Origin of the sequence: Streptomyces sp. NBC_00234 (genome assembly GCF_036195325.1) — a bacterium.
GTDB lineage: Bacteria > Actinomycetota > Actinomycetes > Streptomycetales > Streptomycetaceae > Streptomyces.
The window spans coordinates 6,553,884-6,575,000 of record NZ_CP108101.1; the positions used below are offsets into that span (position 1 = coordinate 6,553,884).

Sequence of the window (21,117 nt, forward strand, 5' to 3'; positions counted from 1 at the left end):
CGGGGGAGCGGGCAAGGGGGGACGCGGCTACGGCAGCAGGCCGGCCCGGCGCGCCGCCACCACGGCCTCCAGGCGTGTGTGCGCGCCCAGTTTGCGCATCGCCGAGCGCAGATACCCCTTCACCGTCTCCGGCCGCAGCCCGAGCCGCTCCGCCACCACCGCGTTCGTCGCGCCGGTCGCCACGCCGGTGATGACGTCCACCTCACGGGGCGCCAGCCGCACCTGGCGGCCCGCCGGAGTACGTGCACCGGTCGCGGAGGCCAGCCGGCCGCAGACCGCGAGCAGTTCCTCGCGCAGGGCCGGGTCGAGGATCTTCGGAGCCAGCGCCCGCAGCTCCTGGTGCGCCTCACGGACGTGTTCCCAGGCACCCGGGGCCGTGCCCGGGTCGGTGGCCTCCTCCCGGGTGGCCGTCAGGAGCCTGCGCACCTCGTCCCGTACGACCAGTGCCTGTTCCACGTCGCGGGCGGCGGAGACCGCCGCCGCGAACGTGCGGTCCCCGAGGGTGAGCGGCTCCCGCAGCGCCCCGTACAGCACGCCGCGCACCTTCCGGCGTACGACGACGGGCACCGCGACGACCGAGCGCAGACCCTCCGCCGCGACGGCCATGTCGTACTCGTGGCTGATGTGGCGCGAGGAGGGGTAGTCCGTCACGGCGCAGGGCCGCGACAGTGCGATCGCCTTGCCGCCGAGCCCGCTGCCGGCCGAGATGACGAGACCGCGCAGCGCCGCCGTCTGCGCCCCGTTCAGCTCGGCGATCCGCGCATGGCGCACATCGTGGAGCAGGCCGCCGAAGACGACGGGAAGCCCGCTGGTGCGGCGCAGGCGCAGCAGCGCCGCCTGCATCTCGACCGCCTCGCCCGGTTCCGGCACGCCGATGCCCTCCAGCCCGTCCGACTCCACCCCCGTTCGGGGGTAGTGAGATCTGGGTCACTGTTTACATGATGTTAAGCGACCGGTCCGGTCCGCAATGAGGAGAGCACATGTCGGCAACCAGCGCGACGGAAACGTTCCGGGCCGCCCGGGACTTCCTGCTTGAGCACCGTGAGGACTACACGAGGGCGTACGAGGGCTTCCGCTGGCCCAGGGCCGAGCACTTCAACTGGGCGCTGGACTGGTTCGACGTCATCGCCGAGAACAACGACCGCACCGCCCTGCACATCGTGGAGGAGGACGGCCGGCGCACCGAGGTCTCCTTCGCGGAGATGTCCGCCCGGTCCAACCGGGCCGCGAACTGGCTGAAGGCCCAGGGCGTGCGCGAGGGCGACCGCATCCTCGTCATGCTCGGCAACCAGGCAGAGCTGTGGGAGACGGCCCTCGCCGCCATGAAGCTGCGCGCCGTCGTCATCCCCGCGACCCCGCTCCTGGGCCCCGTCGATCTGCGCGACCGTGTCGAGCGCGGCCGGGTCCGGCACGTCCTCGTCCGTGCGGCGGACGCGCCGAAGTTCGACGAGGTGCCCGGCGACTACACCCGGATCGCCGTGGACGGCGAGGTCGAGGGCTGGCTCCCGTACAGCGGCGCGGACGCGTACCCCGCGAGCTTCGAGGCGGACCGGAAGACCGACGCGGACGAACCGCTGATGCTCTACTTCACCTCCGGCACCACCGCCCGGCCCAAGCTCGTCGAGCACACCCATGTCTCCTACCCCGTGGGCCACTTGTCGACGATGTACTGGATCGGACTGAAGCCGGGCGACGTCCACCTCAACATCTCCTCGCCCGGCTGGGCCAAGCACGCCTGGTCGAACCTGTTCGCCCCGTGGACGGCGGAGGCCACCGTCTTCATCTTCAACTACACCCGCTTCGACGCGGGCCGGCTGATGGCGGAGATGGACCGCTCGGGAGTCACCAGCTTCTGCGCGCCGCCCACCGTGTGGCGGATGCTCATCCAGGCCGACCTCTCGCAGCTCGCGACGCCGCCGCGCGAGGTGGTCGCGGCCGGGGAACCGCTCAACCCGGAGGTCATCGAGACCGTCCGGCGGGAATGGGGCGTCACCATCCGTGACGGCTTCGGCCAGACGGAGACCGCCGTCCAGGTGGCGAACACCCCGGGCCAGCTGCTGAAGGCCGGCTCGATGGGCCGCCCCAGCCCCGGCTTCAAGGTCGAGCTCCTCGACCCGGTCTCCGGCGAACCCGGCGCCACCGAGGGCGAGATCGCGCTCGACCTGTCGGCCGCCCCGGTCGGCCTGATGACCGGCTACCACGGCGATCCGGAGCGTACGGCCGAGGCGATGGCGGGCGGTTACTACCGGACCGGCGACATCGGTGCCCGCGACGAGGAGGGCTACATCACCTACGTCGGCCGCGCCGACGACGTCTTCAAGGCATCCGACTACAAGATCTCCCCCTTCGAGCTGGAGAGCGCACTGCTGGAGCACGAGGCGGTCGCCGAGGCCGCCGTCGTCCCCGCTCCCGACCCCGTCCGCCTCGCCGTGCCGAAGGCGTACGTCGTTCTGGCGGAGGGCTGGGAACCCGGTCCGGACACCGCGAAGGTGCTGTTCGAGCATTCCCGGGCGGTGCTCGCCCCGTACAAGCGCATCCGGCGGCTGGAGTTCGCCGAGCTGCCGAAGACCGTCTCGGGCAAGATCCGCCGGATCGAGCTCCGCGAGCGCACCGCTCAGGGGACGGGCACCGAGTTCGACGAGGGGGACCTGCGGTGAACGAGCTGTCGTACGCACACGGCACCGGGACGACGCCGCTCATCGGCGACACCATCGGGGCCAACCTGGACCGGGCGGTCCGCGCCTTCCCGGAACGTGAGGCACTGGTCGACGTGGCCTCCGGCCGGCGCTGGACGTACGCCGCGTTCGGCGCCGACGTGGACGAGCTGGCCCGCGGGCTGATGGCGGCCGGTGTGGCGAAGGGCGACCGGGTCGGCATCTGGGCCGTCAACTGCCCGGAGTGGGTGCTCGTCCAGTACGCCACGGCCCGCATCGGCGCGATCATGGTCAACATCAACCCGGCCTACCGGGCGCACGAGCTGGAGTACGTGATCAACCAGGCGGGGATCTCGCTCCTGGTCGCCTCGCTCGCCCACCGCACGAGCGACTACCGCGCCCTGGTCGGCCAGGTCCGTGCCGACTGCCCCTCGCTGCGGGCCGTCCACTACATCGGGGACCCGTCGTGGGGGGAACTGGCGGCCGCGGCTGACGCCGTCACGGACGGGCAACTGGTCTCACGTCAGGCCGAGTTGTCCTGCGACGACCCGATCAACATCCAGTACACCTCGGGCACCACCGGGTTCCCGAAAGGTGCCACGCTCTCCCATCACAACATCCTCAACAACGGATACTTCGTCGGCGAGATGATCGCCTACACGGAAGAGGACCGGATCTGTCTGCCCGTGCCCTTCTACCACTGCTTCGGCATGGTGATGGGGAACCTCGCGGCCACCTCGCACGGGGCCTGCATCGTGATCCCGGCCCCCGCCTTCGAGCCCGCGGCCGTGCTCGCCGCCGTCGAGCAGGAGCGCTGCACCTCGCTGTACGGCGTGCCCACGATGTTCATCGCGGAGCTGAATCTCCCGGACTTCGCCTCGTACGACCTCTCCTCCCTCCGTACCGGCATCATGGCCGGATCTCCCTGCCCTGTGGAGGTGATGAAGCGGGTCGTCGCCGAGATGCACATGGCGGAGGTGTCCATCTGTTACGGGATGACGGAGACCTCACCCGTCTCCACCCAGACCCGCCGCGACGACGATCTGGAGCGCCGCACGGGCACGGTCGGCCGAGTGCTGCCGCACATTGAGGTGAAGGTGGTCGACCCGGTGACGGGTGTGACCCTGGAGCGCGGCGAGGCGGGCGAACTGTGCACCCGCGGCTACGGCGTGATGCTCGGCTACTGGGAGCAGCCCGACCGGACGTCCGAGGCCGTCGACGCCGGACGCTGGATGCACACCGGTGACCTCGCCACCATGAGGGAGGACGGCTATGTCCGGATCGTCGGCCGGATCAAGGACATGATCATCCGGGGCGGCGAGAACGTGTACCCGCGGGAGATCGAGGAGTTCCTGTACGGCCATCCGAAGATCGCCGACGTCCAGGTGGTGGGCGTGCCGGACGCCAGGTACGGCGAGGAGATCCTGGCCTGCGTCATCGCCCGCGACCCGGCCGATCCGCCGACCCTCCAGGAGGTCACCGCCTACTGCCGGGAACGGCTCGCGCACTACAAGATCCCGCGGCGGCTGGAGATCCTGGACGCCTTCCCGATGACCGTCAGCGGAAAGGTCCGGAAGATCGAGCTGCGGGAGACCTACGGCGCCTGAAGCGTGGTGCAGAAGGCTGTGATCTGGGCATCTCGCTTGTATGCGTGGGGTGTTGAGGGCTGAGGCGTAGTCAGCGCCCGCAGGTCAACGGCGTTTTCGTCACAGGGCCGACCGGTCATGGCCCCGGTCCGCAGGGGTCAGGCTTGCACGAGGCCGCTCTGGTACGCGATCACGACGAGTTGTGCGCGGTCGCGGGCGTGGAGCTTCGCCATGGCGCGGTGGATGTGACTGCGGATGGTAAGGGGACTGACAACGAGTTCTTCGGCGATCTCGGTGTTGGACATTCCGTGGGCAGCCAGGGCCATCACTTCGCGTTCGCGGGCGGTGAGGTCATGGAGACGCTCTGGCGACGCCAGCTGGGCTTCGGGTTCAGGAGCGGCGAGGAAGCGGGTGATGAGTGCACGGGTCGCGAGGGGAGAGAGCAGTGACTCGCCTGCGGCTACGGTGCGAATGCCGGTCAGGAGCACGTCGGTGCTGACGTCCTTGCCCAGAAAGCCGCTCGCGCCGGCGCGGAGGGCCTCGGCAACGTATTCATCGTTTTCGAACGTGGTGAGGATGAGGACACGGGTGTCCGCGAGGTCGGGATCGGTGCAGATGGCGGCAGTTGCGGCCAGGCCGTCGGTTCCGGGCATACGGATGTCCATGAGGACGACGTCGGGGTGGTGGGCGCGTGCGAGGTCGATCGCTTCGCTTCCGTCGGCGGCTTCACCGACCACGGTCATGTCTGGGGTGGTGTCGATGAGGATACGGAAGGTGGCCCGAAGGAGGGCCTGATCGTCGGCGAGCAGGACGGTAGTCATGTCGTTCGGCTTCCTTCTGGCTGTTGGTGCAGTGGCAGGGGCAGGGTGCACGTCACCTCGAAGCCGCCTTCTGGACGGGGTCCTGCATGGAGAGTCCCGCCGGCGGAGTGGGCGCGCTCTTGCATCCCGATGAGTCCGAAGCCCCGGCCGGAGGGAGGTGCGACCGAAACCCTGAGGCCCTCGTTGCTGACCGTCAGCGTCAGGCGGTCCGCCGAGTAGGCGAGGCGGACCTGGGCTGTCGCGGTGGCGGCGTGTTTGGTGACGTTGGTCAGGGCTTCCTGCACGATCCGATACGCGCTCAGGTCCGCTCCGGGTGGCAGAGGCCGGGCCTCGCCTTCGATCTCGATCCGGACGGTGAGACCAGCGCTGGCGAACACTGCCGTCAATTCTTCGAGTTGAGCCAACCCGGGGGCAGGGCCCAAGGGTTCGGATTCGTTGTCCTGGCGCAAGAGCCCGACGGTTGCCTTCATCTCGCGCAGAGCTGACGCGGTGGTCTCCTTCAGGCTGTCGAGCATGGCGCCTGCCTGATCAGAGTGGACGCGCACCAGGTGCGCTGCGGTGCCGGCCTGGGCGTTGGCCAGGGCCAGATGGTGGGCGACCACATCATGTAGTTCACGGGCGATCCGGATGCGTTCTTGAGCGACTCTGCGGCGGGCTTCTTCTTCGCGTGTCTGTTCGGCGTCCTCGGCACGGGCACGTACCGCAGCAACGTAGTCGCGGCGGAGCTGCACGGCGGTGCCCAGGACGGCCGGAAGGAAGACCCAAGCGACGGGGTTGAGCGTGGCGAGCAGCAGATTGTGATGGCTCGGGTTGGCGACGAGGGCAGTGGCGACCAGGAGCGCGGCGGTGAGGGCGGCGCCAATGCGCGTGTTCCTACGATCGGTGAACAGGCCCAGGGAGTACAGCGCTGCCATGAGCGGGCCTTGCAGCAGGGGGGTGAGCAGATATCCCAGCGAGGCGTCGACCGCAGCGCACAGTGCGTTGACTGCCACCACCGTGCGGGGGTGGCTCCGGCGCCAGAGGAGAGCGGAGCAGCCGATCGCGGACTGCAGCACCGCGGGCCAGATCGCGAGCCGCTGGTCAAGAACGAAGCTGCTGAACACGGTCCCGGCGACGGAGAATGCCAACAGCACCAGGACGAGTGCGATGTCCACCCTTCGGGGATGCGACAGCGCGCGGACCTGCCAATGGGCGCTCATCGGACTCACTTTCCGCCTCTCGGTGCCACTGACGCGTGGTTCATCAACGGGTGCAGGGCCGTCCGCTGTCTTCACGGACGGCCCTGCACCCACAGGCATGATCTCCTGTCGCCTTCCATCGGCCCTCAGCCTCGGACAGATTCCCTGGCCAGCCATGTCGGCCTTGGGTAACAGCCTGTCCACCCTGCTCGGAATCCATCAAGCCGGCTGCCGAGCAAGTCGTTCTCCCGAGTGCCGCCGGATGGTCGACCGCCATGCCCTGGTGCAGCCGAATCGCAGGGCCCAGGGCCGGTCACATGCGGACCATTTCCTTGTCGTGCCGCAGTCCGGTGGAGGGTGGCGACTGAAGTGCTTCGCCCTCGACGTCGATGTTGGGCAGCGCCCTGTCGAGCCACCGGGGCAGCCACCAGGCCCGGTCGCCAAGCAGGGCGAGGACGGCCGGCACGAGGGCCATGCGGACGACGAACGCGTCGAAGAGCACGGCGATCGCGAGGCCGAACCCGATGGTCTTGATCATCGAATCGGCGGAGGCGATGAACGCAGAGAACACGGCGATCATGATGAGTGCGGCGGCGACGACGACGCGGGCGCTGTGCCGGAATCCCGTGACGACCGCCTGGGCAGGCCGGTCGCCATGGACGTATGCCTCTCGCATGCGCGCCACGAGGAAGACCTCGTAGTCCATCGCGAGGCCGAAGACGATGCCGACCAGGAAGATCGGCATGAGGCTCATGATCGGACCGGCCTGCTCGACGCCGAGCAGCTCCGCGCCCCAGCCCCACTGGAAGACCGCGACGACCGAGCCGAGGGCCGCCAGGACCGACAGCAGGAACCCGAGAGCCGCCTTGACGGGGACGAGTACGGACCTGAAGACGACCAGCAAGAGCACGAAGGCCAAGCCCACAATGACTGTCAGGTAAGGCACCAGGGCGCTCTGCAGCGCCTGGGCCACATCGATGTTCATCGCCGTACTGCCCGTCACCTCGAACGTTGTGCCCGTGGACGACTCGGTCGCGGACCGTTCGGCCCGGATGGTGTGAATGAGCTCCTTGGTGGCCTCGTCGTTCGGTCCGGTAGCCGGGACGGCGGAGAACATCGCCGTATCGCCCACGGAGTTGAACTGGGCCGGCGAAACGGAGACGACTCCGTCAGTGGCGCCGATCTCCCTTACGACGGTCTCGACCGCGGACCTCGGATCGGCGGCACCCTTGGCGTCCACCACGATGGTCAGCGGACCGTTGAAGCCTGCTCCGAAGCCGTCAGCGAGCGCGTCGTAGGCCCGGCGCTCGGTGGTTGACGTGGACTTGGACTCCTCGCCGGGCATGCCCATCTGCAGATCCGTCACCGGCAGGGCGAGGGCTCCCAAGCCGGCGACACCGGCGAGGAGGACCGGAATCGGGCGGCGCAGCACGAAACGCGCCCAGCGGGTCCCACCATTGTTCTGCGGAATGCCGCCGTGCTGCTCGCCGCTGCTGTCGTGCTTGCCGCTCCTGCGTGTCTTGCGCGAGAGAACGGCGTTCGGCCAGAAGCCCAGCAGTGCCGGGACCAGGGTCAGTGCGATGAGGACGGCCACCACGACCGCTCCAGCCGCGGCAAGCCCCATCTTGCTCAGCATCGGAACACCGACCACCGTGAGGCCGGCAAGCGCGATGACCACCGTGAGCCCGGCGAAGACGACCGCCGAGCCGGCGGTTCCCGCCGCGAGACCAGCTGCCTCGTGGGGGGCGTGTCCCTTGGCGCGCTCCTCGCGGTAGCGGGAGACGACGAACAGCGCGTAGTCGATACCCACTGCGAGTCCGAGCATGGTGGCCAGCGTGCCGGTCGTCATGGACAGACCGAAGGTGCTGCCCAGAGCGAGGATCGAGGCCATGCTGATGCCGACACCGATGATCGCAGTGAGCAACGGCAGACCGGCGGCTGCCATCGAACCGAACGTGATCAGCAGTACGACCGCCGCGAGGGCAATACCCATGCCCTCCGCTGCGCCGCCCGCAGCCGGCTGGGTTGCCAGTGCGGTTCCGCCCACGTCGACGGTCATGCCCTGTTCCCGAGCGACATCGATCGCGCTTTCCAGCGACTTCTTGGTGGTCTCGGTGAGGTCGTCGGCCGCCACCTTGTAGCTGACGGTCGCATATGCCGTCGAGGCGTCCTTGCTCACGGTGTCCGCCTGGAACGGGCTCACCACACGGTCAACCTGCGCACCGCCGCGAACTCCGTCCACGAGATCGTCGATGACCGCCCGATTGTCAGCCGCGGTGATTCTCTGGCCGTCAGGAGCGACGAACACGATCCGGGCGTCGGCCCCGCTGGAATGCGTCCCGGGGAAACGCTCCTCCATCAGGTCGAATGCCTTCTGCGCCTCGATCCCGGGCATGAAAGAGCCGTCATCCTTGGCTGCGGGCGCCATGGCGGCACCGGCACCTACGGCGACGAGGACGGCCGTCCACACCAGGAGCACGGACCAGCGCCGTCGGAAGGCCGTATGGCCCAGGCGATAGAGAAAGGTAGCCACGAGTCAGGAGTCTCCACATCTGAGCTTGGGTAGAACTCAAGACTGATTGACCGGCCCCCTCGCGGCATCGTGCGTCTGCGGCCACTTCGGACTACTGAGAACGCACGGGATGCGCGCGCTCACGTCCTCCTCAGGTATGACACCCATCGCCGGAACGCGACCAGATCACCGAGGACCGCCTCGCCTGGAAGCACACTCCGTCGCCGTCATGGAACGCAGCGTGCTTCCGGGCGGTAGGCATCCGAAGACGAACAGCGGGATCGAAAACGTCAAAAAAGCCAGGGACTAGGGGCTCTCGTCGAGCCTGCCGCCCGGGTCACGCCGGCGTCGCGTCGCACGGGCCGCCTGGCCCGGATTCCGGGTCAGGCGGCCTCGATGATGCCGGAGCGGAGGCTCCGGGTCGCGGCTGCCCACTCGATCAGCAGTACCTCGTACGCCGCGGACTCCACGGACGACCAGTCCTCACCCGCCCGTGCGTCCACCAGCGCGCGTATCGCCTCGTTCGCCTCGGCGGCGGACGAGGTCGTCGGCTGCGTGGCGGGCAGGGCGTGCGTGGGGCTGGAAGGGCGTGGAAGCCGAGGAGTTAAGGCCATGTGCTCACTCTACGTCCCCCCACTGACAACGCACCGAACATAAGGGCCCGTTGTGACGGACGTGACTGTTTATCGCCCCTGCCGTCCGGCGGTCGTTCAGAGCTCGCGCCGCATGCACACCCGTGGCCAGCGATCCAGGCCGTGCTCCTTCTCCAGCGACCGGATCGCGCGCAGCCCGTCGGTGAGTTCCTCGTCCGTGAGCGTCCGGAAACCGAGGCGGCCGTAATAGGGGGCGTTCCACGGGACGTCGGTGAACGTGGTCAGGGTGAGGGCCCGCAGCTCCTGGGACGCGGCCCAGTGCGCCAGGTGATCGATGAGTGCGCGGCCGATGCCGCGGCGGGCGGCCGTGGGGAGGACCGACACCTGCTCGATGTGGGCCGCGTCGTCGACCGGGTCGGCGATCAGGTAGCCGACCGGCCGCTCGGTGTCGGACGGCAGGGACTCCGCCGCCACCCAGGAGCGGCCGGCCCTGCGGTAGCTCTCCAGCAGCACGAGCGGGGGCGGATCGTCGTCCGCGACCGCCGACATGCCGAGAGTGCGGAAGGGTTCGCCTGCGGCGCGTTCGATGTCCTGGAGGAGGGGCAGTTCGGAGCGCCGTGCGGGGCGGATACGCATGGTTCCAGTATGGCGAGCGGGGCCGGTGGCGCGGAAGCGTTCGCCCGGGGGAGCGGCCGGAATCAGGCGCCTGTGCTGATCAGTTCGTCCGCCGGGCTGTTCACCGGCTGCGGTGTGCCGGTGAGGTCCATGACGAACAGGGGGAGGGCCAGGCCGTCCGCGCGCTGCCTCGCGTCCGGCGCGTATCCGGCGAGGGAGAACAGCACTCCGGCGACCGAGGCGTTCAGCGCGTTCAGCCAGAGGCACTCGACGTCGCGCAGGACGGTGGGGGTGGTGGTGGAGTCGACCTGGGCGATCAGCCCCGCGGCGCGTACGTCTATCCGGGAGGAGGGACGCTCCCGCGCCTGCACCACGTCGAGGTACCCCAGCCACGTCAGATAGAGCGCGGCGGCGCCGACCGCGTCGCGGGCGGTGCGGATCGTCATCGGCCGGAACGCGGGGCGCGGGTGCGAGGCCGTGCGCGGCAGCGGTATGTGGGACGGGCCGACCGGCCCCGCGGCGCCGCGGTTCGTCACGGGGCGGACGGGCACGCGCAGCACGGTCCCGCACGGGCAGCAGAGCTCCGGGTGCGGCCACTGGTCGCGGCGCCCGCAGCCCGCGCAGCGCACGGTGACCCAGTCGTCGTTCCACGTGCGGTGGGTGATCGGCTCCGCCGGGGCGCCGCGCAGCAGTTGCGGGGCGGTCGGGGCGCCGCACGGGCACGGATAGACCGGGGTGATGTACGCGTGGTCGCGTCGGCAGACCGGGCACCGTACCGGCACGGACTCCACGACGGTCTCCCCCTCCGGTCCCCCTGCTGCTCTCCGTACTCCCATGGTCCACCAAGAGCGAGCGTTCCGGGGGCGACTTCGCGCACTTGCCTCCCTTGACTGAGGTTCGGGCGCGCTTTACATTGATTCCGTATAGCAGAACTAAACTTCCGTAATACGGAATTGGTGCTCTCAGGTGGCGCGACAGAGCCCGACTCCACCAAATCCGAGCAGGAGCACTCAATGAGTCGTATGACCGCTGCCCGAGCGGCAGTTGAGATCCTCAAGCGCGAAGGCGTCTCGCACGCGTTCGGCGTGCCGGGTGCGGCGATCAACCCGTTCTACGCGGCCCTCAAGGCATCCGGCGGGGTGCACCACACCCTCGCCCGGCACGTCGAGGGTGCCTCCCACATGGCAGAGGGCTACACCCGCGCCACCGCGGGGAACATCGGCGTCTGCATCGGTACGTCGGGGCCCGCGGGCACCGACATGATCACCGGTCTGTACTCCGCGATCGCCGACTCCGTCCCGATCCTCTGCATCACCGGCCAGGCCCCGACCGCCGTGCTCCACAAGGAGGACTTCCAGGCCGTCGACATCGCCTCGATCGCCAAGCCGGTCACGAAGGCCGCGACGACCGTCCTGGAGGCCGCGCAGGTTCCCGGCGTCTTCCAGCAGGCGTTCCAGCTGATGCGCTCCGGCCGTCCGGGCCCCGTTCTCATCGACCTGCCGATCGACGTGCAGCTCACCGAGATCGAGTTCGACCCCGAGCTGTACGAGCCGCTGCCGGTCAACAGGCCCGCGGCCACCCGCAAGCAGATCGAGCGCGCGATCGAGATGCTGAACGCGTCCGAGCGTCCGCTGCTCGTCGCCGGCGGCGGCATCATCAACGCCGACGCGTCCGAACTCCTGGTGGAGTTCGCCGAGCTGACCGGCGTCCCGGTCGTCCCGACCCTGATGGGCTGGGGCATCATCGCCGACGACCACGAGCTCAACGCGGGCATGGTCGGCCTCCAGACCTCGCACCGCTACGGCAACGCGAACTTCCTGGAGTCCGACTTCGTCCTCGGCATCGGCAACCGCTGGGCCAACCGTCACACCGGCAAGCTGGACGTCTACACGAAGGGCCGTACGTTCGTCCACGTCGACATCGAGCCCACCCAGCTGGGCAAGATCTTCGCCCCGGACCTCGGCATCGCCTCCGACGCCAAGGCGGCGCTGGAGCTCTTCGTCGAGGTGGCGCGCGAGCTGAAGGCGGCCGGCACGCTGAAGGACCGCTCGGCCTGGGCCGCCTCCACCCAGGAGCGCAAGGCCACGCTGCAGCGCCGGACGCACTTCGACAACGTGCCGCTGAAGCCGCAGCGCGTCTACGAGGAGATGAACCGGGCGTTCGGACCCGAGACCCGGTACGTCACCACGATCGGCCTCTCGCAGATCGCGGGCGCGCAGATGCTGCACGTCTTCAAGCCCCGCCACTGGATCAACTGCGGCCAGGCCGGCCCGCTCGGCTGGACGCTCCCGGCCGCGCTGGGTGTCGCCACCGCGGACCCGGACGGCCAGGTCGTCGCGCTGTCGGGCGACTACGACTTCCAGTTCATGTTGGAGGAGCTGGCGGTGGGTGCGCAGCACAACATCCCGTACGTCCACGTCCTCGTGAACAACTCCTACCTGGGGCTGATCCGCCAGGCCCAGCGCAACTTCGACATCGACTTCCAGGTCAACCTGGAGTTCGAGAACATCAACTCGCCGGAGCTGGGCGTCTACGGTGTGGACCACGTCAAGGTCGTCGAGGGCCTGGGCTGCAAGGCGATCCGGGTCACGGAGCCCGACCAGCTGCTGCCCGCCTTCGAGGAGGCCAAGAAGCTGGCCGCCGAGTACCGGGTGCCGGTGGTGGTCGAGGCCATCCTGGAGCGCGTCACGAACATCGCGATGAGCGGTACGGACATCGCGTCGGTCAACGAGTTCGAGGACGTCGCGACGGAGCCGGGGCACGCGCCGACGGCGATCCGCGCGCTGAAGGTGTCCTGACCGGTCGGTGCGAGCGGCCCCCTCCTCGGAATCTCCGGGGAGGGGGCCGCTGCGTTGCGCTCAAGGACGTCCTCGAACGCCGGAGGGGCTGGGGTGCCGGACCGGCACCCCAGCCCCTCCGGCGCTAGGGTCTGTCGTCACACTTCCGTCTGCCGCGCGGTGTCTGGCACGCACGCTCGCGGCGTTGCCGACATGCCCTAGTAGCTCCGCTACGAGGACATCCAGGCGCCTTGCGATCGCACGCACCGGACACCGCGCGGCCCGGCCTTCGGCCGGACGACGGCAGTTTGACGACAGGCCCTGGGGGACACGAAAGAAAGGGCGCGGAGTACGGGACCGTATCCGTACTCCGCGCCCTCGTCGTGGGCGAACAGGGGCCGCGGCGGCGGCGATCGGCCCGGTGCCGGCGCCCGCTTCAGGTCAGCGGACGCGGACCGGAACCTTCACCACCGCACTGGCATCGCGCAGCCGCCGCGGCCTCGTCCTGCCCGCGCCGCGTACAACCCCTCATCCGGGTACACGGGCGCGGGCAGGGCTCATGGGGTGGAGGCCCCGAGACCCGGTGGGTCTCAGTCCTCGCGCAGGGCGCGGACGGCCTCCTCCACGCGCTTGCCGTAGTCGGCGTCGGCGGCGTGGAAGTGGGCGAGGTTCTTCTCGATCACGTCGTCGCGCGTGACCTGCGACAGGCCCCCCGCGATGTTCGCGACCAGGCGGCCCTTCTCGTCCTCGGACATGAGCCGGAACAGCTCGCCCGCCTGGAAGAAGTCGTCGTCCTTGGTGTGGGCGGGCGCCTCGTGCGTGCCCGTCCAGCCGTGGATGGCGAGCGGGGCCGCGAGGGCCGCGTCGGTCTGCGCCGGACCGGCGTACGAGTTGGGCTCGTAGTTCTTGTCGTGGCGCGAGCCGTTGCGGGTGGCCATCAGGCCGTCCCGCCCGTAGTTGTCCGCGGGCGCCGCCTTGGGGGCGTTGACCGGCAGCTGGGTGTGGTTGACGCCCAGGCGGTAGCGGTGCGCGTCCGCGTACGCGAACAGGCGGCCCTGGAGCATCTTGTCCGGGGAGGGACCGATGCCCGGCACGAAGTTGTTCGGCGAGAACGCCGCCTGCTCGACCTCGGCGAACACGTTGTCCGGGTTGCGGTCCAGGACCAGCCGGCCCACCCGCTGGAGCGGGTAGTCGCTGTGCGGCCACACCTTGGTGAGGTCGAAGGGGTTGAAGCGGTAGTCGGCCGCCTCGGCGGCCGGCATGACCTGCACGTACAGGGTCCAGGACGGGTTCACGCCGCGCTCGATGGCCTGGAGCAGGTCCGTCTGGTGCGAGTTGGCGTCCTTGCCCACGAGCTCCGCTGCCTGCTCGCCGGAGAGCGAACGGACACCCTGGTTCGTCTTGAAGTGGTACTTGACGAAGAACGCCTCGCCCTCGGCGTTCGTCCACTGGTAGGTGTGCGAGCCGTAGCCGTTCATGTGGCGGTACGAGGCGGGGATGCCGCGGTCGCCCATCAGCCACGTCACCTGGTGCGTGGCCTCGGGGGCGTGCGCCCAGAAGTCCCAGACGTTGTCCGGCTCCTGCTTGCCCGTGAACGGGTCACGCTTCTGCGAGTGGATGAAGTCGGGGAACTTGATGGGGTCCTTGATGAAGAACACCGGGGTGTTGTTGCCGACCAGGTCGTAATTGCCCTCGTCCGTATAGAACTTGAGGGCGAAGCCACGCGGGTCGCGTACGGCGTCGGCTCCGCCGAGCGAGTCGGCGACCGTCGAGAACCGGATGAACGTCTCGGTGCGGCGGCCCACTTCGGAGAGGAAGTCGGCGCGGGTGAAGCCGGTGACGTCGTCCGTCACCTCGAAGTAGCCGTACGCACCGGAACCGCGGGCGTGGACCACGCGCTCCGGGATGCGCTCACGGTTGAAGCGGGCGAGCTTCTCCAGCAGGTGCTGGTCCTGCAGGAGGATCGGCCCACCGACGCCGGCGGTGGCGGAGTTCTGGTTGTCGGCGACCGGAGCGCCTGACTCGGTCGTGAGGACACGCTTAGCCATGTGGCGGGATGACCTTCCATGCTGGAGCTGCTGACGGCTTGAGGAGCGTAGATTCGCCAGGACGGCGCGTCAACAGTTTGTTGAAATCGAAGGATGTGGTTCCGGGCCGCGGTGACGCCTGGGCGCGACAGGACAGGTGTCAGCGCCACCACGACCCGGAGTTCAGGGGCCCCGGTGAGGGGGCGGGTGTCAGACCTGCGCGCCGGAGAGTCGCTCGACGGAGCGGAGCAGGGCCGAGTGGTCCAGGCCGCCGTCGCCCTGCGCGCGCAGGGAGGCGACCAGCTGGGCCACGACGGCGCCGACGGGCAGTGCGGCGCCGACGTTGCGGGCGGCGTCGGTGACGATGCCCATGTCCTTGTGGTGCAGGTCGATCCGGAAGCCCGGTGCGAAGTCCCGCTTGAGGAAGTTGTCCTTCTTACGGGTCAGGACGGTGGAGCCGGCCAGGCCGCCGTTGAGCACGTCGAGCGCGGCGGCGAGGTCGACGCCGGACTTCTCCAGGAAGACCACGGCTTCGGCGCACGCCTGGATGTTGACCGCGACGATCAGCTGGTTGGCCGCCTTCACCGTCTGGCCGGAGCCGTGCGGACCGCAGAGCACGATGGTCCGGCCGAGGGCCTGGAGGATCGGCTGCGCGGCGTCGAAGTCCGCCTGCTCGCCGCCGACCATGATCGACAGTACGGCTTCGATGGCGCCGGCCTCGCCGCCGGACACCGGGGCGTCCAGGACGCGGATGCCCTTGTCCTTCGCGTTCTTCGCGAGGTCCACGGAGGTCTGCGGGGTGATCGAGGACATGTCGATCAGCAGCGCGCCGCTCCGGGCGTTCTCCAGGATGCCCTCGGGGCCGTAGGCGATGGCCTCGACGTGCGGGGACGCGGGCACCATCGTGATGACGACATCGGCGTCCCTGACCGCCTCGGCGATCGAGGCGGCACCCTTGCCGCCCGCCGCGACCAGTCGGTCGACCTTGTCCTGCTCCAGGGTGTAACCGGTGACGTCGTAACCGGCCTTCACCAGGTTCTCGGACATGGGGGAGCCCATGATGCCGAGCCCGATCCACGCGACCTTGGGGAGGTTGTTGCTCATGAGGGTGCCTTCCTGAAATGCGGGTGTACGAGGGGGAGTCCGGCGCCCTCAGCGGGCCGCCCGGGCCTCTGCCGGGAGCCACGCGAACGACTCGGCGCTCGGCCGGTCGCCCGGCTTGTACTCCAGGCCGACCCAGCCGTCGTAACCGGCCCCGGCCAGCTCGTCGAGGAGCTGCTCCAGGGGGAGCGAGCCGGTGCCGGGCGCGCCACGCCCCGGGTTGTCGGCGATCTGGACGTGGCCGGTCTTCCCGGCGTACGTCTTGATCACCTGGCTGAGGTCCTCGCCGTTCATGGACAGGTGGTACAGGTCGAGCAGGAACTTGGCGTTCCCGAGACCCGTCGCCGCGTTGATCCGGTCGACGACCTCGACGCCCGCCGGTGCGCTCACCAGCGGATAGCGCGGTGACTCCGGCTGGTTCAGGGTCTCGATCAGCAGGACCGCCCCGATCCGGTCCGCCGCGCGGGCGGCCAGGACCAGGTTCTCCAAGGCGAGTGCGTCCTGCACGGCCGGGTCCACGCCGTCGGCGCGGTTGCCGTACAGCGCGTTGAGCGCCGTGCAGCCGACCGAGGCGGCGAAGTCGGCCGCCACCTCGATATTGGCGCGGAAGCGGTCCGACTCCTCACCGGGCACGGAGAGCGCGCCGCGGTCGGGGCCGGGCAGCTGCCCCGCGTAGAAGTTCAGCCCCACCAACTGGGTGCCGGCTTCGTCGAGCGCCTTCTTCAGGGCGCCGAGTTCGGCCTGCTCGGGGGTGGGGGTCTCGATCCAGGGCCACCACAGCTCGACCGCGGTGAAGCCCGCCGCGGCGGCAGCCGCGGGACGCTCCAGGAGCGGGAGTTCCGTGAAGAGGATCGAAAGGTTCACATCGAAGCGCTGGTCCGGGTATCCCATGATGGGTTCGGCGCTCCTTCCGTATTGCGGAAGTTAGTTTCTGCTTAACGGAAGATTGCCCAACGGGTGGCGAGGCTGTCAAGGGGGTGCCCGAAATCCGGGCCGCGCCGGGGGTGCCGTGACCGGGGCGTACGTCGCGCGGGGCGGCGGTGCCGGCGCGGGGGTGCCGCCGTGGTGCTCGGGCTAAGGTCGTGGCCGAGCCGCGGAGCGGACGGCCGTGGCGAGGACATAGGGAGGCACCGTGCGCTTGAGGGTGGAATTCACCACCGAGCCCTTCGACCTCGACGAGACGCCCACCCACGCGGTGGTCGCCCGCGAGGTCATCCAGACGGCCGAACTGGACGCCGTGGACGTCGGCCCCTTCGGCAACACCGCGGAAGGGGGCGCGGACGAGGTGCTCACCGCGGTGGACGCCCTGCTGCGCCGGGCCCTGGCCTCCGGTGCCACCCGGGTGTCGCTCCAGGTCAATGTGATCGGGGAGGACGCGAAGTGACCGAACCGGCGGATCACCCTCTGGTCAGTGCGGTGAAACCCCTCGTGGACGCGATGGGGGCCGAGCTGCTGGCCCCCGGGCAGGCGGCGGACGACGACGTGGTGCTGGCCTGGGAGGGCGAGGACGTCATAGCCGTCCGGCTCCCGCAGCTCTCCGACTCGCTCGATCACATCCTGGCCGCGATGGAGCGACGGCACGGGATGCCGCTCTCCGACCTGGACCGCAAGACCAAGCAGTCCGTCGTGCGGGCACTGGAGGCACGCGGTGCCTTCTCCGTACGGCATGGCGTGGAGACGGTGGCGGGGGCGCTCGGGGTGTCCCGCTTCACCGTCTACAACTACCTGAACCGGGAAAATGCCGCCAAGGGTGAGTAGTTGATCCAAGCCTGGGGAAAGCCGCCGTCCGGATGCCGGGACGGCGGCTTTCCTTGTTCGCGAGATTTCAACAAAGTGTTGACGTCGTGTTGTGGAGGGCGTTAGCTATCCGCAGCCCGAACAACGCACAGCGAAAAACAGCCACGGAGGCTCCCGTGACTTCGAGCTCCACACCGGGCCTCGCCCGGTTCAACACCCTGGCGGGCAGCGAGGCCACCGCCGCGCTGCACGAGGTGTGTGCCAGTGCGGCCTGGGGAAGCTCCATCCTCTCCCGGCGCCCGTACGCCTCAGTGGAAGCCCTTCTCTCCGCGAGTGACGCCGCCACGGCCGAACTCTCCGCGGAGGATCTGGCCGAAGCGATGGCCGGTCACCCCCCGATCGGCCGCCCGAAGCCCGGGGACCCGACCTCCTCCCGCGAACAGCGGGGCATGGCCGGCGCCTCCGAGGAACTCAGGAACGAGATGCTCGAACTGAACCTGGCCTACCAGGAGCGGTTCGGACATGTCTTCCTGATCTGCGCCACCGGTGCCACTGGTGAGCAGATGCGCGACGCGGTGAAGGCACGGACCGAGAACACGCCCGAGCAGGAGCGCGCGATCGTGCGCACCGAACTGGGCAAGATCAATCGCATCCGGCTGACCCGTCTCGTGGAAGAGGACAAGGACTGATGAGCACCGCCACCACGGCTTCGGTGTCCACGCACATCCTGGACACCAGCGTCGGACGCCCCGCCGAGGGTGTCGCCATCTCGCTCGCGGCCCGCAGGGGCCGCGACGCCGAGTGGGCGGCGCTGGGCGGGTCCGCCACCGACGCGGACGGGCGCTGCAAGGACCTGCCGGCGCTGCCGGAAGGTACGACCCACGTACGGCTCGACTTCGAGGTCGAGGCGTACTTCGTCAAGAACGACACTGCGGACAACCAGCAAGCCGAGGCGCAGCAGGACGCCCCCCGCGTAAGGGACAGCGGTGCGTTCTTCCCGGAAGTGGCGATCACCTTCGCCGTCGTACCGGGCGAGCACTACCACGTACCGCTGCTGCTCAACCCGTTCGGCTACTCCGTTTACCGAGGGAGCTAGCAGACAATGCCCACGATTCTCGGCCAGAACCAGTACGGCAAAGCAGAGAACCGCGTCGTCAGGATCACGCGGGACGGCGACACCCACCACATCAAGGACCTGAACGTCTCCGTCGCCCTCTCCGGCGACATGGACGACGTCCACTACTCCGGCTCCAACGCCAACGTCCTGCCGACGGACACCACCAAGAACACGGTGTACGCGTTCGCCAAGGAGTACGGCATCGAGTCCGCCGAGCAGTTCGGCATCCACCTCGCCCGGCACTTCGTGACCTCGCAGGAGCCGATCAAGGTCGCGCGGATCCGGATCGAGGAGTACGCCTGGGAGCGCATCGCGAGCTCGGACAACAACTCGAAGTTCATCGGTGCCGACGAGGTCAACCACTCCTTCGCCCGCAAGGGCCAGGAGCTGCGCACCACCCAGATCACCTTCGACGGCGAGAACTGGGAGATCATCTCCGGCCTCAAGGACCTCACGGTTATGAACTCCACCAACTCGGAGTTCTGGGGTTACGTCAAGGACAAGTACACGACTCTCAAGGAGGCGTACGACCGCGTCCTGTGCACCGACGTGTCGGCCGCCTGGCGTTACAACTGGACCGGCGACGACCAGCGGATGCCCAACTGGGAGAAGTCGTACGAGCAGGCGAAGAAGCACATCCTGCAGGCGTTCGCCGAGACGTACTCCCTCTCGCTCCAGCAGACCCTCTACCAGATGGGTTCGCGGGTCATCAACAGCCGCAGCGAGATCGACGAGATCCGCTTCTCGCTGCCGAACAACCACCACTTCCTGGTGGACCTGGAGCCGTTCGGGCTCAAGAACGACAACGAGGTCTACTTCGCGGCGGACCGCCCCTACGGCCTCATCGAGGCGACCGTGCTCCGGGACGGCGTCGAGCCGAAGATCCCCGTCGACATGACCAACCTCTGACGCGGCACTGAACCGGCCCCCGCCCGTCCACAGCGGGCGCGGGCCGGTCATCCCGGAGGGAACATCCCATGGCACAGCCCGCAACGGGGCCGGCAGAAGGCCCGTGTTCCGCACCGCCGGAGAGCTCCGTGCATCCGGTCGACGAAAAGCTCCCCGCCTCGCGGCTCGTCCCGGCCGCACTCCAGCACATCGCCGCCATGTACGCGGGCGTGGTCACCCCTCCACTGATCATCGGCCAGGCCGTGGGCCTCGACACCATCGGCATGACCCGGCTGATCGCGGCGAGCCTGCTGATCGCCGGACTCGCCACCCTCCTGCAGACGCTCGGCGTCGGCGGCTTCGCCGGGAACCGGCTGCCGTTCGTCAACGCCGCCTCCTCCGCCGGGATCGCCCCGATGCTCGCCATCGCCGAGACCAGTGCCCCCGGCCACCAACTCCCCCAGATCTACGGGGCGGTGCTCGTCGCCGGCGGCTTCTGTCTGGCCCTCGGACCCTTCTTCGGACGGCTGCTGCGCTTCTTCCCGCCACTTGTCACCGGCGTCGTCATCACCCTCATCGGCGTCACCCTGATGCCCGTCCCGGTCTCCTGGGCCCAGGGCGGCGACAAGAACGCCCCCGACTTCGGCGCCATGAAGTACCTCGCGCTGGCCGCCTTCACCCTCGCCGTCATCCTGCTCATCCAGCGCTTCGGACGCGGATTCGTGAAGCAGGTCGCGCTGCTCATGGGCATGTTCATCGGCACCCTGGCCGCGATCCCGTTCGGACTCGCCGACTTCTCCGCGCTGAGGTCCGCGCCCCTCGCCGCCCTGCCCACCCCCTTCGCCTTCGGAGCCCCCGAGTTCCAGCCCGCCGCGATCCTCTCCCTCTGCATCGTCATGCTGGTGCTGATGACGGAGTCGTCCGCCGGGATGCTGGCCCTCGGCGAGATCTGCGACCGCCGCACCGACGGCCGCACCATCACCCGCGGACTGCGCACCGACGGCATCGCCACCCTGCTCGGCCCGGTGTTCGGCGGCTTCCCGACCAGCGCCTTCGCCCAGAACGTGGGCGTCGTGTCGCTGACGAAGGTACGAAGCCGCTATGTCGTCGCGGCAGCGGGCGGAGCCCTGCTGGTCCTCGGGGCGTTCCCGGTCCTCGGCGCCGTCGTCTCGCTCGTCCCGATGCCCGTCCTCGGCGGCGCCGGCATCGTCCTCTTCGGCTCCATCGCGGTGAGCGGCATCCGCACGCTCTCCGAAGCCGGCCTCGACGACAGCTCCAACATCATCCTGGTCGCGGTGGCGCTCGGCGCGGGCATCATCCCGCTCGCCGCGCCCGCCTTCTACGCGGGATTCCCCTCCTGGGCACAGACGGTGCTCGGCTCCGGAATCAGTGCGGGAGCGCTCGTGGCGGTCCTGCTCAACCTGTTCTTCCACCACCTCGGCACCCACGGCCGCACCGCTGTGGCACTCAAATCCTCCTAGGGTCCTGCCGTGCCCACATCGCCGATGAGA

General features: G+C 69.2%; 19 protein-coding genes. 9 read left to right on the forward strand and 10 right to left on the reverse strand.

Annotated features, from left to right (window positions below; genetic code table 11):
- Window positions 1-27: 27 nt before the first annotated feature.
- Entirely contained in the window at window positions 28-870 is an 843-nt protein-coding gene (locus OG230_RS28785; RefSeq protein ID WP_328911567.1) for a response regulator transcription factor, read from the reverse strand.
- 110 nt (window positions 871-980) lie between these two features.
- On the opposite strand from OG230_RS28785, the gene OG230_RS28790 reads away from it, so the two are divergent.
- Together OG230_RS28790 and OG230_RS28795 are read left to right on the forward strand one after the other, a co-directional pair.
- A complete protein-coding gene (locus tag OG230_RS28790; protein WP_328906642.1) occupies window positions 981-2,657 on the forward strand; it encodes an AMP-binding protein in 1,677 nt (558 codons plus the stop codon).
- The gene (locus OG230_RS28795; protein WP_328906643.1) at window positions 2,654-4,261 is read left to right on the forward strand and encodes an AMP-binding protein; all 1,608 of its coding nucleotides are present in this window, start codon (window positions 2,654-2,656) and stop codon (window positions 4,259-4,261) included. The genes OG230_RS28790 and OG230_RS28795 overlap by 4 nt, the downstream gene beginning before the upstream one ends.
- Window positions 4,262-4,398: 137 nt before the next feature.
- On the opposite strand, the gene OG230_RS28800 is transcribed toward OG230_RS28795, so the two are convergent.
- The 6 genes from OG230_RS28800 to OG230_RS28825 all read right to left on the reverse strand — a co-directional run bounded on the left by OG230_RS28800 (window position 4,399) and on the right by OG230_RS28825 (window position 10,750).
- A complete protein-coding gene (locus tag OG230_RS28800) occupies window positions 4,399-5,061 on the reverse strand; it encodes a response regulator transcription factor (RefSeq protein WP_328906644.1) in 663 nt (220 codons plus the stop codon).
- Entirely contained in the window at window positions 5,058-6,260 is a 1,203-nt protein-coding gene (locus OG230_RS28805) for a sensor histidine kinase (protein ID WP_328906645.1), read from the reverse strand. Before OG230_RS28805 ends, OG230_RS28800 begins: the two co-directional genes overlap by 4 nt.
- Before the next feature lie 292 nt (window positions 6,261-6,552).
- Window positions 6,553-8,772 (reverse strand): MMPL family transporter, encoded by a 2,220-nt coding sequence (locus OG230_RS28810; protein WP_328906646.1) that lies wholly within the window; start codon window positions 8,770-8,772, stop codon window positions 6,553-6,555.
- Between the two features lie 362 nt (window positions 8,773-9,134).
- Window positions 9,135-9,365 carry a hypothetical protein gene (locus OG230_RS28815; RefSeq protein ID WP_328906647.1) on the reverse strand — a complete coding sequence of 77 codons (231 nt, stop codon included), beginning with the start codon at window positions 9,363-9,365 and terminating at the stop codon, window positions 9,135-9,137.
- Window positions 9,366-9,461: 96 nt separating this feature from the next.
- A complete protein-coding gene (locus tag OG230_RS28820; RefSeq protein ID WP_328906648.1) occupies window positions 9,462-9,980 on the reverse strand; it encodes a GNAT family N-acetyltransferase in 519 nt (172 codons plus the stop codon).
- A 62-nt stretch (window positions 9,981-10,042) separates the two neighbouring features.
- On the reverse strand, window positions 10,043-10,750 hold the full coding sequence (locus OG230_RS28825) for a hypothetical protein (protein ID WP_328906649.1): 708 nt from the start codon (window positions 10,748-10,750) through the stop codon (window positions 10,043-10,045).
- 222 nt (window positions 10,751-10,972) lie between these two features.
- Between OG230_RS28825 and gcl the strand changes: the two genes are divergently transcribed.
- Complete coding sequence (gcl, locus tag OG230_RS28830; RefSeq protein WP_328906650.1) at window positions 10,973-12,757, forward strand: glyoxylate carboligase; 1,785 nt, start codon at window positions 10,973-10,975, stop codon at window positions 12,755-12,757.
- Window positions 12,758-13,326: 569 nt separating this feature from the next.
- Here gcl and OG230_RS28835 read toward each other — a convergent pair.
- From OG230_RS28835 to OG230_RS28845, 3 genes are all read right to left on the reverse strand, one after another.
- Window positions 13,327-14,784, reverse strand: coding sequence for a catalase (locus OG230_RS28835; RefSeq protein ID WP_328906651.1), 1,458 nt, complete (start codon window positions 14,782-14,784; stop codon window positions 13,327-13,329).
- Between the two features lie 189 nt (window positions 14,785-14,973).
- The gene (locus OG230_RS28840) at window positions 14,974-15,867 is read right to left on the reverse strand and encodes a 2-hydroxy-3-oxopropionate reductase (protein ID WP_328906652.1); all 894 of its coding nucleotides are present in this window, start codon (window positions 15,865-15,867) and stop codon (window positions 14,974-14,976) included.
- Between the two features lie 48 nt (window positions 15,868-15,915).
- Window positions 15,916-16,755: a TIM barrel protein gene (locus tag OG230_RS28845; RefSeq protein ID WP_328906653.1), complete on the reverse strand. Its 840-nt coding sequence runs from the start codon at window positions 16,753-16,755 to the stop codon at window positions 15,916-15,918.
- 241 nt (window positions 16,756-16,996) lie between these two features.
- Between OG230_RS28845 and OG230_RS28850 the strand changes: the two genes are divergently transcribed.
- The 6 genes from OG230_RS28850 (at window position 16,997) to OG230_RS28875 (ending at window position 21,087) form a co-directional block, all read left to right on the forward strand.
- Entirely contained in the window at window positions 16,997-17,248 is a 252-nt protein-coding gene (locus OG230_RS28850) for a hypothetical protein (protein WP_328906654.1), read from the forward strand.
- Window positions 17,245-17,622, forward strand: a complete 378-nt coding sequence (locus tag OG230_RS28855; protein WP_328906655.1) for a helix-turn-helix domain-containing protein — start codon at window positions 17,245-17,247, stop codon at window positions 17,620-17,622. Before OG230_RS28850 ends, OG230_RS28855 begins: the two co-directional genes overlap by 4 nt.
- 155 nt (window positions 17,623-17,777) lie before the next feature.
- The gene (gene uraD / locus OG230_RS28860) at window positions 17,778-18,290 is read left to right on the forward strand and encodes a 2-oxo-4-hydroxy-4-carboxy-5-ureidoimidazoline decarboxylase (protein ID WP_328906656.1); all 513 of its coding nucleotides are present in this window, start codon (window positions 17,778-17,780) and stop codon (window positions 18,288-18,290) included.
- The gene (gene uraH, locus OG230_RS28865; RefSeq protein WP_328906657.1) at window positions 18,290-18,697 is read left to right on the forward strand and encodes a hydroxyisourate hydrolase; all 408 of its coding nucleotides are present in this window, start codon (window positions 18,290-18,292) and stop codon (window positions 18,695-18,697) included. The genes uraD and uraH overlap by 1 nt, the downstream gene beginning before the upstream one ends.
- Before the next feature lie 6 nt (window positions 18,698-18,703).
- Window positions 18,704-19,627: a factor-independent urate hydroxylase gene (pucL, locus tag OG230_RS28870; protein ID WP_328906658.1), complete on the forward strand. Its 924-nt coding sequence runs from the start codon at window positions 18,704-18,706 to the stop codon at window positions 19,625-19,627.
- Between the two features lie 68 nt (window positions 19,628-19,695).
- On the forward strand, window positions 19,696-21,087 hold the full coding sequence (locus OG230_RS28875) for a nucleobase:cation symporter-2 family protein (protein WP_328906659.1): 1,392 nt from the start codon (window positions 19,696-19,698) through the stop codon (window positions 21,085-21,087).
- Window positions 21,088-21,117: the final 30 nt, after the last annotated feature.

What these genes read in the sequence shown, in the direction of transcription:
- OG230_RS28790 (WP_328906642.1), top strand. Translation starts at nt 981, where the DNA reads ATGTCGGCAACCAGCGCGACGGAAACGTTCCGGGCCGCCCGGGACTTC.
- OG230_RS28800 (WP_328906644.1), bottom strand. Translation starts at nt 5,061, where the DNA reads ATGACTACCGTCCTGCTCGCCGACGATCAGGCCCTCCTTCGGGCCACC.
- OG230_RS28805 (WP_328906645.1), bottom strand. Translation starts at nt 6,260, where the DNA reads ATGAGCGCCCATTGGCAGGTCCGCGCGCTGTCGCATCCCCGAAGGGTG.
- OG230_RS28815 (WP_328906647.1), bottom strand. Translation starts at nt 9,365, where the DNA reads ATGGCCTTAACTCCTCGGCTTCCACGCCCTTCCAGCCCCACGCACGCC.
- OG230_RS28820 (WP_328906648.1), bottom strand. Translation starts at nt 9,980, where the DNA reads ATGCGTATCCGCCCCGCACGGCGCTCCGAACTGCCCCTCCTCCAGGAC.
- gcl (WP_328906650.1), top strand. Translation starts at nt 10,973, where the DNA reads ATGAGTCGTATGACCGCTGCCCGAGCGGCAGTTGAGATCCTCAAGCGC.
- OG230_RS28835 (WP_328906651.1), bottom strand. Translation starts at nt 14,784, where the DNA reads ATGGCTAAGCGTGTCCTCACGACCGAGTCAGGCGCTCCGGTCGCCGAC.
- OG230_RS28840 (WP_328906652.1), bottom strand. Translation starts at nt 15,867, where the DNA reads ATGAGCAACAACCTCCCCAAGGTCGCGTGGATCGGGCTCGGCATCATG.
- OG230_RS28845 (WP_328906653.1), bottom strand. Translation starts at nt 16,755, where the DNA reads ATGGGATACCCGGACCAGCGCTTCGATGTGAACCTTTCGATCCTCTTC.
- uraH (WP_328906657.1), top strand. Translation starts at nt 18,290, where the DNA reads ATGAGCACCGCCACCACGGCTTCGGTGTCCACGCACATCCTGGACACC.
- pucL (WP_328906658.1), top strand. Translation starts at nt 18,704, where the DNA reads ATGCCCACGATTCTCGGCCAGAACCAGTACGGCAAAGCAGAGAACCGC.
- OG230_RS28875 (WP_328906659.1), top strand. Translation starts at nt 19,696, where the DNA reads ATGGCACAGCCCGCAACGGGGCCGGCAGAAGGCCCGTGTTCCGCACCG.